This is a genomic window from Bradyrhizobium sp. SBR1B (genome assembly GCF_014198205.1).
In the GTDB taxonomy this organism is placed as follows: Bacteria; Pseudomonadota; Alphaproteobacteria; order Rhizobiales; family Xanthobacteraceae; genus Bradyrhizobium.
In genome coordinates this window covers 1-14,800 of sequence record NZ_JACIHC010000049.1, presented here as the reverse complement: position 1 = coordinate 14,800, position 14,800 = coordinate 1, and the positions used below count along the sequence as shown (strand labels likewise).

Here is a 14,800-nt window from a genome sequence, read left to right as displayed (position 1 = left end):
CAATGCGCGCCGACAAAACCGATCTGAGCTTCGAAGCAATGATCAACCTGACCGCCGCCGTGATAAACTCAAGATGAATCCAAACAGACCCTAGGGCATCGTCGGGATGATATATCCCCCTCAGCTTCTTTCGTCGCTGAGGCTGGCTGCGTAGAAGTCACTAGCGAGTGGCAGAGACAGCACTTTATTGGTCCATTTCAAAGCGTCAAGTCACGTGGCCGCTAACGTTCCCGCTGTTTAGGTCGAGCGGCTGCCACCGTGAGTCCGGTGTGATCCTTGAGGCTATCAATTACCGTGACCACCGCTTCGAGTTCATCTCGAAAACGCTTCGTAATCCGCAGAATGCCGCTCGCGAGCTCCTCGCGGGTGATTTCTGTACCGTGAGCAACTTTTTCTTCGAGGTCGCGTATAGCTTCGTCGATCTTGTGCAGCGAGAATGTGCTAGGCATCATCCGGCTCCGTCCTGATTGAGGGTCCTGGCATCCGCCGAACCACGGTGTAAAATTGCGTCCGCTACACGGTTAAGTAAAGCGGGTGGCTTTGCGGGAAAGTCTGTCCCCATCTCGCGTCTGAGCGCCTCGAATTCGGATAAGGTCGAAAGCAGGCAATCCGCCACCGCGTCCATTTTTGAGCAGATAACTTCAACCCGGGCCAATCGGCCCGCTGTTCTTTAGTTCGCTGTGGGCCGTACGTGTCTTCTGCCGGTGTATGGCTTGGCCTACGGACGTAGTCCGTGAATGCTTGGATTGCCACTTGGGTCCTGGGCAAGGCGTTAATCCTACGAGCGGAGCCAGCTCGAACAGTTACAGGCCGAGCATTAATACAGGCACGCGGGGATGCGGCAACCCCCTGGTGCTGGTAGGTGCTCTCCAACGGTTCTCAGAGTCAAATAGGCCTTGCTCGATACCTTTGCATACGAGGAGCCTTACAGCTCTAGTTTCTGCGCTCTGCTCCGACGCAAAGTCGAGGAGGCTAGCCTGCGCGGAGCGATTATCATCATTGCCGTAGAATTCGCAGAACGGATGGTGGGCATCGCCCGCTGGGGATCGACGAACCTAAAATGAGCTTGCCGGAGAACAGCCCTTGATGCGCGCGACTTTGCGGAGCGAACGACGCGAGCACCGAACTTGCCGCACGATGAGCATTGGATGTCAGCGCGGATCGCACCGCAGAAGCGCTGAGAAGCTCTGCCCCATCGCGTTCCGTCGTCGGCTGCACGCCTGTCATCAGCACCGCGAGCTGGTCGACATCGATTTCGCGGGCAAAGCTGACTGAAAAAGCAGTGCTGGCATTTACCTCCCCCAAAGCACATTTGATCGTTAGGCGTCGGCGATGCTCAGGGAACGTTCGAAGAAGCCCAAATGAGGGGACACACCCGCCGAGTCAAGGCCGCAATCCCGCGAAGTGTTCTCATGGAGCGCTTCCATTCGATTGCGGGCCAAGCCAAGCTAGCGGTATATCGTCTCGGAAAAATCCGCGGCACAACTACTAGAAATGATCGGCGCCTCATGCCCCTGTGGAAGGGGGATTCGCACTCACTTCCTCCCCTCTAGAAGCGTGCGTATGCGCACAGCGATCTTCCGTGCCTCCTCTGGCCCGGGGTCGAGTTTCACGCAATCGAGGATGCCTAAGATTTCCTGGGCGTCCTCAGCATCAAACGTCGCGACCTGGCGATCTGCCAGGCTCAAAGACTGATCGACCGCCCGGGCCTGATTGGCTGCAAGCACCGCAAGCGCTTGCGACCTCAGGGACGCGATGTACCGCTCGAATATGTGCATCCGTTGGCCTGTAGCTACCCTTAAGGTACGCTTCGCAAGCGGTGGTGGCTAGCCCGTGCCCTGGAGACGGGCTAGCCACCTTTGCTCCCGAGAGGCTCAAACTCTCAAGGGTGTCCAACTTGTATCGTCGAGAAATGGCCTGCGCACCTGTCAAAATTGGTGGGATCGCTAAATCTCGTTCGGGGCCTGTTGAAGAATCGCTTTTGCCGCTGCAATCGCCTGATCCTTCTCCCTCGCCTCCGAATGAGGCGGATCGAAAGGAAATTGAGCGGTTATGATTTTCGGATGCTGTGGATCGGCCTGATCGACAGCAATAAGTGTCGCGGTAGCATTGATGAGATCAACGTTGATGTTCTGGACCTTGAAAGCCATTTGGACCTTCCCGTTGAGACATCGCCTCTGGTGAACCCCCGCCGCGCCTGCGTCGTCCACAGTCGAAGTTAGCGGCCACGTGACTCGGCGCCCGTGCATACGAAAAGCGCTGTCCCTATCACGCGCCGCTAACTCCAACGCGCCAGCCAAGCAGCGGAAGAAGCTGACGGTGGGGATACATCCATCGGAAAAAGCCGTGGCACAACTATCAGAATCGGTCGGCTCCATCTCGTCAGACACGCTCTAAGCTGTCCGGCAGTGTGCAGAGAGAGGAGACACCCGCAGCATGGCAAAACGCGTGCGCATTCGTTGCATAAACAAGACCGACCGGCGAAGCGCTCATGAGAGAATCAATACGTTGGCGGGCTGAATTCAGACGGAACGCGATGGAGGCTAGCTGATCGATCTTTCGGTCAGATGACAAGCTACGGCTATCGTGTTCCGGCTCGCAGTTTTGGGATTCGCAATCCTTTCGTTTTTAAGGTTGCGCGCACTTGAAGGACTCGGCGACGAACCGTCATTGTGGGTCTCAGCAGTATTCTGATCGCGTCTTGATTTGCCCCAACCCTGACTATGAGTGCGAGCGGGAACGTCTGCACCTCTGATACGGAATGTATGGCGGACCACATTCCGGCAAACTTGGACGAAGGGAGAAGGCGGATCTTACTGAGAAACACCGCCTAATGACTCGCCTTCTATACAGCAAGCACTTTTTCTCTGCTCCACGCTAGTCCCCTACGACGGCTGAATACTTGTTGAATTAACCCATTTCCTGCCTTTTCTATCCATCCCCGTCGCCGACCGCTTTTTTGCGATTGGCGCTCGACGGGGGACGATCGTGGCGGGCACTTCACTCCATTCGGAAGCCTTTTCGCGTGGCGCACGCATGCTGCGCACCGCGCTTGGCCCGGCGATCGCGACGTTTCTCGAAGACCCCTCGATCGTCGAGGTGATGCTCAACCCCGATGGCCGGCTCTGGATCGACAGGCTGTCAGGTGGCCTGGAAGATAGCGGACGCACGATGTCCGCCGCCGATGGCGAGCGGATCGTGCGCCTGGTCGCGCACCATGTCGGCGCTGAGGTGCATGCCGAGAGGCCGCAGGTCTCGGCCGAGCTTCCCGAGACGGGAGAGAGGTTCGAAGGACTTCTCCCGCCGGTCGTCGCGGCGCCGGCCTTTGCGATCCGCAAGCCTGCGGTCGCGGTGTTCACGCTCGATGATTACGTCGCAGCGGGGACGATGACCGCCGGTCAGGCGACGGCTCTGAAGGCCGCCGTGGCTTCGCGCAAGAACATCCTGGTTGCCGGCGGCACCTCGACCGGCAAGACCACCCTCACCAATGCACTGCTCGCCGAGATCGCCGGCACCACCGATCGCGTGGTGCTGATCGAGGACACGCGCGAGCTGCAGTGCCGCGCGCCCAATCTGGTCGCGCTGCGCACCAAGGACGGCGTCGCGTCGCTGTCCGATCTGGTTCGATCGTCGCTGCGGCTGCGCCCTGATCGCATTCCGGTTGGGGAGGTGCGGGGGAGCGAAGCGCTGGAGCTTCTCAAAGCCTGGGGGACCGGCCACCCCGGTGGGATCGGTACGATTCACGCCGGCACGGCGCTAGGCGCGCTCCGTCGCCTCGAACAGCTCATCCAGGAAGCCGTCCTCACCGTACCCAAGGCGCTGATTGCCGAGACGATCGATGTCGTCGCGGTGCTGCGCGGCCGTGGCAGCGAACGCCGCCTTGCTGAACTTGCTCTCGTCGCCGGCCTCGATCCCGCCACTGGCGATTACCGCGTCCAGTCCGCCGGGGCGGGCGGCGAATCCTCGCTTCCCGGAGATCCATCATGATTCGATTTGTTCCCGTAGTTCTTCGCATTCGCCGTCGCTTCACCGACGTCGCCGCGATTGCCCTTATTTCCGTCGCGTTCGCGCCCGCGGCCTACGCCTCAGGCTCCTCGATGCCCTGGGAAACGCCCCTCAACCAGATCCTGGAATCGGTGCAAGGTCCGGTCGCGAAGATCATCTCAGTCATCATCATCACCGTGACCGGCCTGACGCTGGCGTTCGGCGATACCGCCGGCGGCTTCCGCCGGCTGATCCAGATCGTCTTCGGTCTGTCGATCGCCTTCGCCGCCTCGAGCTTCTTCCTGACGTTCTTCAGCTTCTCGGGCGGAGCGCTGGTCTAATGGCTGCACTTGTCGATCCAGAGGTGCCGGGCTTCTTCGCGCCGGTCCATCGCGCGCTCACCGAGCCCATCCTGATGGGCGGCGCTCCGCGCAGCGTCGCGATCGCCAACGGCACCTTGGCGGCTGCTATCGCGCTTGGGCTACGCCTCTGGATTCCCGGCGCACTGATCTGGGCCGTGGGTCACGCCGCGGCCGTCTGGGCGGCCAAGCGCGACCCGCAGTTCGTGGACGTTGTTCGACGCCACCTCCGCTATCCGCCTTACCTCGCCACATGAGGCTTCCATGCTGAATCTCGCTGAGTATCGCAATCGGCCCGCCAGTCTTCCCGACTTCCTGCCCTGGGCCGCGTTGGTCGAACGCGGCGTGGTTCTCAACAAGGACGGATCGTTCCAGCGGACGGCGCGCTTTCGCGGTCCGGATCTCGACAGCGCGACCCCTGCGGAGCTGGTCGGCGTGACGGCCCGCCTCAACAACGCGCTCCGCCGTCTTGGCTCAGGCTGGGCGATCTTCGTCGAAGCTCAGCGCAGCGCCGCCCAGACCTATCCCTACAACGCCTTTCCAGATGCTGCATCGGCGCTGGTCGATCTGGAGCGGCGGGATGCTTTCGAGGAGGCCGGGGCGCATTTCGAGAGCCGCTATTTCTTGACTTTCGTTTGGCTTCCGCCGGCCGAGGACGCATCGCGCATCGAGGGCTGGCTCTATGAAGGCCGCGCGCAGAGCGGCATCGATCCTTACGAACTTTTGCGTGGCTTCGTCGATCGGACCAACCGCGTCCTGCAACTGCTCGAAGGGTTCATGCCGGAGGTGGCGTGGCTCGATGATGGCGACACGCTGACTTACCTGCACTCGACCATCTCGACGCGGCAACAGCGCGTCCGTGTCCCGGAAACGCCGATGCATCTCGACGCGCTGCTCGCGGACGAGCCGCTCGCCGGCGGCCTCGAGCCGCGTCTCGGCAGCCACCACCTTCGCACGCTCACCGTGGTCGGCTTTCCGACCGCGACCCATCCCGGAATCCTCGACGAGCTGAACCGGCTTGCCTTCCCTTACCGCTGGTCGACACGTGCAATCCTCCTCGACAAGACCGAGGCGGTGAAACTGCTGACGAGGATCCGCCGGCAGTGGTTCGCCAAACGAAAGTCCATCGCCGCCATCGTCAAGGAGGTGATGACAAACGAGGCTTCGACCCTGGTCGATAGCGACGCTGCCAACAAGGCCACTGACGCCGATCTCGCGTTGCAGGAACTCGGTACCGATGATGTCGGCCAGGCCTACGTCACCGCGACCGTCACCGTCTGGGACGAGGATCCCGGCCGCGCCACCGAGAAGCTTCGTCTCGTCGAGAAGGTGATCCAGGGACGCGACTTCACCTGCATGCCGGAAGCGGTGAATGCGCTCGAAGCCTGGCTTGGCTCACTGCCGGGCCACGCCTATGCAAACGTTCGTCAGCCGCCGCTCTCCACATTGAACCTCGCCCACATGATTCCGCTGTCGGCGGTCTGGGCGGGGCCAGCGCGCGACGAACATTTTCGTAGCGCGCCGTTGTTCTTCGGCAAGACCGAGGGCTCGACGCCCTTCCGCTTCTCGTTGCATGTCGGCGACGTCGGTCATACCCTGATCGTCGGCCCGACCGGCGCCGGCAAGTCCGTGCTGCTGGCGCTGATGGCGATCCAGTTCCGCCGCTACCGCAAAAGCCAGATCTTTGCCTTCGATTTCGGCGGCTCGATCCGCGCCGCGGCGCTGGCCATGAGGGGCGACTGGCACGACCTCGGCGGCAGCCTGTCGAATAGCGCCGATGATTCCGTTTCGCTTCAGCCGCTAGCGCGCATCGGCGATGCCGCGGAGCGCGCCTGGGCTGCCGAATGGGTGACCGCGATCCTTGCCAAGGAAGGCGTCACCATCGACCCGACCGCGAAGGAGCATGTCTGGTCGGCGTTGACCTCACTGGCTTCCTCGCCCGTCGAGGAACGGACGATCACCGGCCTGACCGTTCTGTTGCAATCGTCCGCGCTCAAGCAGGCGCTGCAACCCTATTGCGTCGGCGGCGCTTCCGGCCGGCTGCTCGACGCCGAGGTTGAACACCTCGGCTTCGCGTCCGTCCAGGCTTTCGAAACCGAGGGCTTGATCGGGGCCGGCGCGGCACCCGCCGTCCTCACCTATCTCTTCCATCGCATTGAGGGACGGCTCGACGGCCGGCCGACACTCCTCATCATCGACGAGGGCTGGCTCGTGCTCGACGATCCCGCCTTCGCCCAGCAGCTGCGGGAATGGCTGAAAACGTTGAGGAAGAAGAATGCCTCCGTCGTTTTCGCCACGCAATCGCTCTCCGACATCGACGGCAGCAACATCGCACCTGCCATCGTCGAGAGCTGCCCGACGCGCATCTTCCTGCCGAACGAGCGCGCCATCGAGCCGCAGCTCACGGCAATCTATCGACGCTTCGGTCTGCACGATCGCCAGATCGAGATCATCGCGCGAGCGACGCCAAAGCGGGACTACTACTGCCAATCGCGACGCGGCAACCGGCTGTTTGAGCTGGGCCTCGGGCCGATCGCGCTTGCCTTCTGCGCGGCATCCTCAAGGGACGATCATGCCGCAATCGAACGGCTGCTCGCCGATCACGGCCGCGAGGATTTTACGCCGGCCTGGCTCGCCGATCACGAGCTCCTGTGGGCCGCCGATCTCATCCCTGACCTGACAAACCTGGAGGTGCAATCATGACCGTTCCCAATACGCGCCATAGCCTAATGGTCGCAAGCGCCCTGTCGCTGATCCTGTCGCTTCAGCCGCTTTTGACGACGACGGCCTCTACGCAGGTGATCGTCTACGATCCCAGCAACTTCAGCCAGAACGTGCTGACCGCGGCGCGCGAGCTGCAGCAGATCAACAATCAGATCCAGATGCTGACCAATCAGGCCCAGAGCCTGGTGAACCAGGCGAAAAATCTCGCGAGCCTGCCAATGTCGACGCTGGCCCAGCTTCAGTCGACGATCGCTCGGACCCAATCGCTGCTGAGCCAGGCGCAAAATATCGCTTTCAACGTTCAGGGTATCCAGACTGCCTATTCCAGCAGCTACGGTACCGCTCCGGTCACGGGCTCCAATGCCACGCTGTTCGCCGCTGCCCAAACGCGTTGGCAGAACTCGGTCGGCGCTTTCGAGGACTCTCTGAAGGTCCAGGCCGGCGTCGTCGGCAATATCTCGACCAACTCCAACGCGATGACGTCACTGGTCACCGCGAGCCAGTCCGCAAGTGGCGCGCTGCAGGCCGCTCAAGCCGGCAACCAGCTCCTCGCGCTGCAATCCCAGCAGCTTTCTGACCTTGTCGCAGTTCTCGCCGCGAAGGGACGAGCGGACGCGCTGGAGCAGGCGCGCGTAACGGCGACCGAGTCCCAGGGGCAGCAGCAATACAAGATCTTCTCGACGCGCACCGGCTACCAGCCGGGCAACGTCACCATGTTCAACGGCAACTGAGGCACCGATCATGGAGCGCTCGGATATCCTTCGCGCAGGTGCGATGATCATCCTGTTTGTGATTTTCCTCGCCGCGCTGCACGCCATCCATCGGCGTCCAGCGGAGCGGCCCGTATCCGACGCTCCCTCTGTCTCAACGCCTGACGATCTGTCGGCCGAGCTGCGCCGCTGCCGCGCGCTTGGGCCCCAGGATGCCGAAGATCCGCACTGCCAGGCGGTCTGGGAGGAGAACCGCGCGCGCTTCTTCGGCAGGCCGGCGCGGCCACTTCTGCCGCAGGCCGCGCCGGCCACTCCGTCGACGAGTGTTCCAAAGGGAGAGAAGCCGTGAACAACGTCGGGGTCATCGATACCTTTCTCAATACCTACACCACGTATATCGATTCAGGCTTCGCCCTGATCAAAGGCGAGGTCACCTATCTCGCCTCGACCCTGATCGTCATCGACATCACCTTGGCCGGCTTGTTCTGGGCCTGGGGCGCGGACGAAGACATTCTCCAGCGCCTCGTGAAAAAAACGCTCTATATCGGCTTCTTCGCCTTTATCATCACCAACTTCAACAATCTCTCCGGCGTCATCTTCAATAGCTTCGCCGGCCTTGGCCTGAAGGCCGGCGGCTCGTCCATCTCGACAGCGGACTTCCTGCGGCCCGGCCGGCTCGCACAGGTCGGCTTGGATGCCGGGCAGCCGCTGCTCGACGCCGCAAGCCAGATGATGGGTTTCACCAGCTTCTTTGCGAACTTCGTCCAGATCGCGGTGCTGATGGTGTCCTGGCTGTTGGTCCTGATCGCCTTCTTCATTCTGGCGGTGCAGCTGTTCGTCACGCTGATCGAATTCAAGCTGACGACACTCGCCGGCTTCATCCTCATTCCCTTCGCTCTATTCAACAAGACCGCCTTTCTTGCGGAGAAGGTGCTGGGCAATGTCGTCGCCTCAGGCGTGAAAGTGATGGTGCTCGCTGTGATCGTCGGCATCGGAACCGGGCTCTTCTCCCAGTTCACGTCAGCCTATGGCGGCGGCCAGCCGACCATCGAGCAGGCGCTCTCGGTCGTGCTCGCAGCACTCGCCATGCTCGGCCTCGGCATCTTCGGTCCCGGCATCGCAACTGGTCTCGTCTCAGGAGCGCCGCAGCTTGGCGCGGGTGCCGCCGTCGGCACCGGCCTTGCCGTCGCCGGGACGGCGATGGCAGGCGGCGCGGCGCTTGGGCTCGCGGGGCGGGGAGCGATGGCAGCAGCTTCCGGCACCGCCGCGGCTGCGCGCGGTGGTGCGGCGATGGCGGGCGGTATGTCCTCGGCCTACAGCCTCGCCTCCGCTGGCCAGTCCGGCGCTGGTGGCGTCGCCTCCGGTCTCAGCGGTGCCGGCCGTGCTGCCGCCAGCACGGCGGCAGCGCCCGTCAGACGCGCCGTTGCGCAAGCAGCCGGGTCAATGACGGAGAGCTTCGCATCAGGCGGCCGGTCTGCGGTCGCAAATACCGGTGGCTCCTCGACCATGGGGACCATTGAGCGCGGTGAGGCCGCAAACAATGGAGCTGCCTCTCAAGCCGCAAGCAACAGCGGTCCGCCCGCCTGGGCCCAGCGCGTCAAGCGCAATCAGACAGTCATTCACGGCGCGCAGACAGCCGCGCAAGCCCTCAAATCCGGCGACAGCCATGGCGGCGGCCACTCCGTCGACCTCAAGGGAGGAGAATAACGAATGTCAGTCTTTCGGCGATCGTCGGTCCGCTACGGCCGCACGCCCGAACCCGAAACCCCGTACCAGCGCGCGGCGCAAGTTTGGGACGATCGCATCGGCTCCGCCCGCGTGCAGGCAAAGAACTGGCGGCTGATGGCCTTCGGTTCGCTGATCCTGGCGTGCGGTCTCGCCGGCGGTCTCGTCTGGCAATCCACACACGGCACCGTCGTTCCCTGGGTGGTGCAGGTCGACAAGCTCGGCGAGGCACAGGCGATAGCGCCCGCCGTGGCCGACTACAGGCCGAGTGATCCGCAGATTGCCTGGTATCTCGCCCACTTCGTCGCCATGGTGCGCTCGCTTCCGGCCGACCCGATCATCGTGCGGGAGAATTGGCTGAAGGCCTATGATTTCACGACCACGGCGGGGGCGATGGCGCTGAACGATTACGCCCGCGCCAATGATCCCTTCGCCAGTCTCGGCAAGCAGCAGGTTGCAATCGACGTCTCCAGCGTCATCCGCGCCTCGCCCGACAGTTTTCGCGTGGCCTGGGTGGAGCACCGCTATCAGGACGGAGCGCTCGCCGGCACCACACGTTGGACCGCCATCCTCACCATCGCCATTCAGCCACCCACCGATGCCGATCGGCTGCGCAAGAATCCGCTCGGCATCTACGTCAACGCCATCAACTGGTCGAAGGAGCTGGGACAATGACCCCGCCGATCTCCTTTAGCGCGGGCCGTCCGGCTTCGCGTCTCTTCATCGTTCAGCAAAACCGGAAATGCGGCGATACGTGCTTCCGTAAATCCGCTGTGGCGGCTTTGCTGATGTCCGTCTCGGCCCTCGGCGGCTGCGCACACAATTTCATCCCGCCCGACATCAACTACGACACGGCGGAGCCGGCAACACTCACCGCCGATCCACCAGCGCCCGTCAAGATCGTGGAATTGCCCAAGCCGCTGCCGCTGCCCGGGCAGCTGAAACCGCTCACGGCGGCCAAGCGCGTCCCGGAGGCCGCTGATCCCAGGGTTCGCGTCAAACTGGCCAACGCTGCGGCACGGGTACAGCCAATGCGCACTGGTTTTATCAATGCGGTACAGGTCTATCCTTTCTCCGGAGGAGCCCTCTACCAAGTCTATACGGCGCCCGGCCAGATCACCGATGTCGCCCTGCAGGAGGGCGAGCAACTCACAGGCTCCGGGCCTGTCGCCGCCGGCGACACCGTGCGCTGGATCATCGGCGATACCGAGAGTGGCGCGGGCGCGACCAAGAAGATCCACATCCTGGTCAAGCCGACGCGGCCGGAGTTGGTCACGAATCTCGTCATCAACACCGACCGGCGGACCTATCTCCTCGAGCTGCGCTCGACGGAGAAGACCTATATGGCCTCGGTCTCCTGGCAGTATCCCGAGGATCAACTCATCGCGCTTCGGCAGCAGAACGCAACGGCTGAGGCCGCAGCTCCGATCGCGGCCGGCGTCGATCTCGCCTCGATCAACTTCCGCTACGCAATCGAGGGCGATGATCCGGCCTGGCGTCCGCTGCGAGCCTTCGACGACGGGAACAAGGTCTACATCGAATTCCCCAGCGGCATCGTTCAGGGCGAAATGCCGCCGCTGTTCGTCATCGGTCCGGCCGGTGGCTCCGAGCTGGTCAACTATCGAGCGAACCGCAACTACTACATCGTCGATCGTCTGTTCGCCGCCGCCGAATTGCGTCTTGGCGACAAGGATAGCGAGCGGCGCGTGCGCATTGTTCGTACTGACGGAAGGCCGCGCTCATGGCGATAGACGGCGAAACTCAAACCGACATCCCACCCGTCGCGCCGCCGGACTTTCGGCTCCGCGGCGAGCGGCCACCTGTCACACGCCTCTCGCGCAAGATCCTGATCTGCTTCAGTGCGGTGTCTGCCCTCGCAGTGGCGGGAGCGCTCGGCTACGCCCTGCAAACCCGCAACAAGCAGCAAGCTGGCCAGGAGTTGCTCAGCACCCAGAATAGCCCTTCGGCCGAGGGCCTGACCGCCTTGCCGAAGGACTATACTGGCCTGCCACGTCAGGCGCCGCCGCTCGGGCCGCCGCTGCCCGGCGATCTCGGCAAGCCGATCCTCAACGCGGGGGCTGCACCGAACACCATGGTCCCCGCAACGACGGCCGATCCAGAGAGCCAGCATAGGGCGCAGGAGATCGAAGCGGCGCGCGTCAGCCGGCTTTTCGCTCAGACTCAGCAACCACAGAGCGCCGGCCAAGTCGTCCCGAGTACGGCGACCGGAGCCGCGATGCCGCCCGCCGCGACGCCGCCTGTCGATGCCGGATCTGCCCAGAATATGCAGGACCGCAAGACGGCATTTCTCAATGCGTCGACGGACAAGCGCACGGTCAGTCCTGATCGGCTCGAAATCAAAGCCTCCCCTTATGTCGTGCAGGCGGGCACCGTGATCCCGGCAGCGCTGATCACGGGCATCCGCTCCGATCTGCCAGGCCGGGTCACCGCCCAAATCACCGAGGCGGTCTACGACAGTCCGTCCGGCAAATATCTTTTGGTGCCCCAAGGCGCGAAGCTGATCGGTCAATACGATAGCTCCGTGGCGTTCGGCCAGAGCCGCATCCTCCTGGTCTGGACCCGCATCATCATGCCGGACGGCAGTTCGATCGTGCTGGAGCGCCAGCCCGGCGCCGACACCGGTGGATATGCCGGGCTTGAGGACGAGGTCGATAACCATTGGGGCATGCTGTTCAAGGCTGCCGCTCTCTCGACCATGCTAAGCGTCGGAGCCGAGGCGGGAACGAGCCAGAATGAGAGCAACCTTGTTCAAGCAATCCGCAGCGGCGCGTCCAACAGCATCAGCCAGACCGGCCAGCAGATCGTGCAGCGTCAGCTCAATATCCAGCCGACGTTGACCATCCGGCCAGGTTTCCCGGTCCGCGTCATCGTCACGCGCGATCTGGTGCTTTCTCCTTACGGACGAAAAGGTGCGCGATGACGAAGCTCAAGCTTGGACCACTCGAAGACGCCAAACCAGTCAAGCTCACGATCGAGCTGCCGGCGGCAGTCTTTAGGGATCTGAAAAGCTACGCCGAGATTTTGTCGCATAGCGGAGGCACGGCGACGCCAACGGAACCGACCAAACTGATCGCGCCGATGATCGAGCGGTTCATGGCAACCGACCGCGCCTTTGCGAAGGCGCGGCGAAATACTGCTCAGGTCTCGCCCGGGGCGGCGGAAAGATCCGGATAGCGCTCGCGCAGCAAGTCGAGGAATGGACGCAGCGATGGATTGCTGTTGCCCTCTCGCCAATAAGCGCGGAAGCTCAGTCGCGTTGGACCCTCGGCATCATGAACTTCGCGGAAGGTGACACCTGGATAAGTAACGCCGGTCGCACTTTCCAATGCTAACAGAATGCCCCAGTCCACGCCGACCAATGGCAGCAACTGGTCGAGCACCACTTCATGGCGAAGCAGAGTACAAGGATCGGGAGTCTCCAACTTGCTGAGGAGGAGCTTCAGAAATTCCGATCCTGGGCCACGCTGTGAAATCAACAACTGTTCGGCTTTCAGTTCGCCCCAGTGAATTAGGTCGCGACTTGTGAGAGGATGTTTCGCGGGTAGGGCGGCAACGACACGCTCGCTCCAGAGCAACAATGACCTATCGCTCCAGTTCGGATGGGACTCAGCTACTACGGCAATGTCAACGGCAGAGCTGGTGAGATCCGAGATTAAATGATCGCTTGCGCCATCGACAAATTGTGTATCGACATCGGGAAAACGCTGCCGGTGCTCGATGAGAGTGGCACGGAGATTGCCTGCCGAGAGAGAGGTGTGTATGCCGATGATCAAGCGACCACTCTCGCCACGCGAGCGGATCTTGAGGCGAGCGGTCATGGATTCAATCGCGCCTACGATGCGTCGGGCATCCTCTAGGAATTCTTGACCTTCCATGGTTGGTCGCGTGCCACCGTTGGTGCGCTTGAAGAGCTTGCTACCCACCGTTTGCTCGAGATTTCGAAGGCAGCGACTGAGCGTTGGCTGCTTGATCCTGAGCGCCTCTGCAGCTTGGCGAATGCTTCGGTGCTGAGACGCGACAATCGCCCAGCGTAGGTCGCGAAATTCCACTGGCACGGTCGGAGCGTAACCCCTCTAACTCGTATTACTCGGTCAAGTGCCACAACGCAGTTCGGGTCGACCAAAAGATCAACCGGCAGTAGAATTTCCTTCCAAATTAATCGGAAGCAAAGTTTCTTTCGAAATGGGTAAAACCGGGAATATCCATGTGGAGTTGCACCCCCAAAAGTCAGACAAGAAAAACCGGGGACAGTTCTCTAAAGGAGAACGGATGCCCAACAAATCCCCCCGTAAGTTCGATCGAGAATTCAAGCTTGAGGCGGTCCGCCGGCTATTGGCGGGCGAGACGGTTCGGGCTCTGTCAGATGAACTGACGGTGCTGCGCAAAGACCTTTATTCGTGGCGAAAGCTGTTCCGGGCGGGCGGAGCGGAAGCGCTGCGCCCACTGGGGCGGCCTCGCAAGGACGATGGGGTCTTGACGGCGAAAGTGAAGAAACGGGCGCGCGAGGTCGCGGCTGGTGATCCCCGCATTGCCGAACTTGAGCGCAAGGTCGGCCAGCAGCAGATCGAACTGGATTTTTTTCGACAAGCCTTGCGGCGGGTCAGGGAAGCACGGCGGCCGAACGCCGGACCCGGCGCAACGGGATCTACGCGGTCATCCAAGCGATGACGGCCCCTCTGTCGCAAGGCGAACTCACGATCGGTCGGATGTCGCCCTGGCCGGCGTCAGCCGTGCCGGCTATTACCGGCACCGCCCGCGTGCGGAAGAGACCGAGGTGCGGGACGCGATCCAGCGGCTGGCGCTGGTGCACGGCATTACGGCTATCGCCGGATCACGGCTCTGCTGTGCCGGGAAGGCTTGGCGGTGAACAGCAAACGCGTGCTGCGCCTGATGCAACAGGATAACCTGCTGTGCCTGCCGCAAAAGCCGTTCGTGCCCGTGACGACGGACTCGCGCCATGCCTGGCGCGTGGTGCCGAACCTCGCCCGTGGCATGGTGCCAAACAGCCTCGATCAGCTTTGGGTCGCGGACATCACCTACAGTGCGCCTCGCCCCTCAGTTGGGGAAGCGTATGACTGGAATGCAAAAGAGAAATGAGGACTGAAAAATGACTTGTTCCCTGCTGTGAGGGGACATGAGCCCAAGCGGCGGTGACCTGTCGTCAACTGGCAGGGTGACGTACCCCGCAGGTAAAGGGGATTGAGGCGAAGCCGTTAAGCCGAGATGGTCCCCGAGGCTGAAGTATTGGAAGGTTGAGGAACACGAACCGGTTCACCC

At 62.3% G+C, this 14,800-nt stretch carries 15 protein-coding genes and 1 pseudogene; 13 read left to right on the top strand and 3 right to left on the bottom strand.

Annotation, left to right across the window (positions count from 1 at the left end; genetic code table 11):
- Positions 1-221: 221 nt before the first annotated feature.
- Both GGD61_RS39545 and GGD61_RS39540 read right to left on the bottom strand, forming a co-directional pair.
- Entirely contained in the window at positions 222-452 is a 231-nt protein-coding gene (locus GGD61_RS39545; RefSeq protein ID WP_183232472.1) for a hypothetical protein, read from the bottom strand.
- A 1,494-nt stretch (positions 453-1,946) separates the two neighbouring features.
- Entirely contained in the window at positions 1,947-2,150 is a 204-nt protein-coding gene (locus tag GGD61_RS39540) for a hypothetical protein (RefSeq protein ID WP_183232471.1), read from the bottom strand.
- Positions 2,151-2,988: 838 nt separating this feature from the next.
- Between GGD61_RS39540 and trbB the strand changes: the two genes are divergently transcribed.
- From trbB to GGD61_RS39485, 11 genes are read left to right on the top strand one after another with little or no spacing between them, the layout of a single operon-like run.
- Positions 2,989-3,987: a P-type conjugative transfer ATPase TrbB gene (gene trbB / locus GGD61_RS39535; protein ID WP_183232470.1), complete on the top strand. Its 999-nt coding sequence runs from the start codon at positions 2,989-2,991 to the stop codon at positions 3,985-3,987.
- Entirely contained in the window at positions 3,984-4,325 is a 342-nt protein-coding gene (locus GGD61_RS39530) for a TrbC/VirB2 family protein (protein WP_183232469.1), read from the top strand. Before trbB ends, GGD61_RS39530 begins: the two co-directional genes overlap by 4 nt.
- A complete protein-coding gene (locus GGD61_RS39525) occupies positions 4,325-4,600 on the top strand; it encodes a VirB3 family type IV secretion system protein (protein WP_183232468.1) in 276 nt (91 codons plus the stop codon). Before GGD61_RS39530 ends, GGD61_RS39525 begins: the two co-directional genes overlap by 1 nt.
- Before the next feature lie 7 nt (positions 4,601-4,607).
- Complete coding sequence (gene trbE / locus GGD61_RS39520; protein ID WP_183232467.1) at positions 4,608-7,046, top strand: conjugal transfer protein TrbE; 2,439 nt, start codon at positions 4,608-4,610, stop codon at positions 7,044-7,046.
- A 26-nt stretch (positions 7,047-7,072) separates the two neighbouring features.
- Positions 7,073-7,798, top strand: coding sequence for a P-type conjugative transfer protein TrbJ (gene trbJ, locus GGD61_RS39515; protein ID WP_409362505.1), 726 nt, complete (start codon positions 7,073-7,075; stop codon positions 7,796-7,798).
- Between the two features lie 10 nt (positions 7,799-7,808).
- Positions 7,809-8,126, top strand: coding sequence for a putative entry exclusion protein TrbK-alt (gene trbK-alt, locus GGD61_RS39510; RefSeq protein WP_183232465.1), 318 nt, complete (start codon positions 7,809-7,811; stop codon positions 8,124-8,126).
- Positions 8,123-9,484, top strand: coding sequence for a P-type conjugative transfer protein TrbL (trbL, locus tag GGD61_RS39505; protein WP_183232464.1), 1,362 nt, complete (start codon positions 8,123-8,125; stop codon positions 9,482-9,484). Before trbK-alt ends, trbL begins: the two co-directional genes overlap by 4 nt.
- Before the next feature lie 3 nt (positions 9,485-9,487).
- Positions 9,488-10,177 carry a conjugal transfer protein TrbF gene (gene trbF, locus GGD61_RS39500; protein WP_183232463.1) on the top strand — a complete coding sequence of 230 codons (690 nt, stop codon included), beginning with the start codon at positions 9,488-9,490 and terminating at the stop codon, positions 10,175-10,177.
- A complete protein-coding gene (gene trbG / locus GGD61_RS39495) occupies positions 10,174-11,253 on the top strand; it encodes a P-type conjugative transfer protein TrbG (RefSeq protein ID WP_183232462.1) in 1,080 nt (359 codons plus the stop codon). Before trbF ends, trbG begins: the two co-directional genes overlap by 4 nt.
- The gene (locus GGD61_RS39490; RefSeq protein ID WP_183232461.1) at positions 11,244-12,443 is read left to right on the top strand and encodes a TrbI/VirB10 family protein; all 1,200 of its coding nucleotides are present in this window, start codon (positions 11,244-11,246) and stop codon (positions 12,441-12,443) included. The genes trbG and GGD61_RS39490 overlap by 10 nt, the downstream gene beginning before the upstream one ends.
- Positions 12,440-12,697, top strand: coding sequence for a DUF2274 domain-containing protein (locus tag GGD61_RS39485; RefSeq protein ID WP_183232460.1), 258 nt, complete (start codon positions 12,440-12,442; stop codon positions 12,695-12,697). Before GGD61_RS39490 ends, GGD61_RS39485 begins: the two co-directional genes overlap by 4 nt.
- On the opposite strand, the gene GGD61_RS39480 is transcribed toward GGD61_RS39485, so the two are convergent.
- A complete protein-coding gene (locus GGD61_RS39480) occupies positions 12,661-13,572 on the bottom strand; it encodes a LysR family transcriptional regulator (RefSeq protein ID WP_312012855.1) in 912 nt (303 codons plus the stop codon). The two genes, GGD61_RS39485 and GGD61_RS39480, sit on opposite strands and share 37 nt — an antisense overlap.
- A 220-nt stretch (positions 13,573-13,792) precedes the next feature.
- On the opposite strand from GGD61_RS39480, the gene GGD61_RS39475 reads away from it, so the two are divergent.
- Positions 13,793-14,191 (top strand): helix-turn-helix domain-containing protein, encoded by a 399-nt coding sequence (locus tag GGD61_RS39475; protein ID WP_183232458.1) that lies wholly within the window; start codon positions 13,793-13,795, stop codon positions 14,189-14,191.
- 153 nt (positions 14,192-14,344) lie between these two features.
- A pseudogene (locus GGD61_RS39470) lies at positions 14,345-14,620 on the top strand (IS3 family transposase); the annotation flags it as partial.
- Positions 14,621-14,800: the final 180 nt, after the last annotated feature.

Coding starts and splice junctions, on each gene's coding strand:
- GGD61_RS39545 (WP_183232472.1), bottom strand. CDS start 452: ATGATGCCTAGCACATTCTCGCTGCACAAGATCGACGAAGCTATACGC.
- GGD61_RS39540 (WP_183232471.1), bottom strand. CDS start 2,150: ATGGCTTTCAAGGTCCAGAACATCAACGTTGATCTCATCAATGCTACC.
- GGD61_RS39530 (WP_183232469.1), top strand. CDS start 3,984: ATGATTCGATTTGTTCCCGTAGTTCTTCGCATTCGCCGTCGCTTCACC.
- GGD61_RS39525 (WP_183232468.1), top strand. CDS start 4,325: ATGGCTGCACTTGTCGATCCAGAGGTGCCGGGCTTCTTCGCGCCGGTC.
- trbE (WP_183232467.1), top strand. CDS start 4,608: ATGCTGAATCTCGCTGAGTATCGCAATCGGCCCGCCAGTCTTCCCGAC.
- trbJ (WP_409362505.1), top strand. CDS start 7,073: ATGGTCGCAAGCGCCCTGTCGCTGATCCTGTCGCTTCAGCCGCTTTTG.
- trbK-alt (WP_183232465.1), top strand. CDS start 7,809: ATGGAGCGCTCGGATATCCTTCGCGCAGGTGCGATGATCATCCTGTTT.
- trbF (WP_183232463.1), top strand. CDS start 9,488: ATGTCAGTCTTTCGGCGATCGTCGGTCCGCTACGGCCGCACGCCCGAA.
- trbG (WP_183232462.1), top strand. CDS start 10,174: ATGACCCCGCCGATCTCCTTTAGCGCGGGCCGTCCGGCTTCGCGTCTC.
- GGD61_RS39490 (WP_183232461.1), top strand. CDS start 11,244: ATGGCGATAGACGGCGAAACTCAAACCGACATCCCACCCGTCGCGCCG.
- GGD61_RS39485 (WP_183232460.1), top strand. CDS start 12,440: ATGACGAAGCTCAAGCTTGGACCACTCGAAGACGCCAAACCAGTCAAG.
- GGD61_RS39475 (WP_183232458.1), top strand. CDS start 13,793: ATGCCCAACAAATCCCCCCGTAAGTTCGATCGAGAATTCAAGCTTGAG.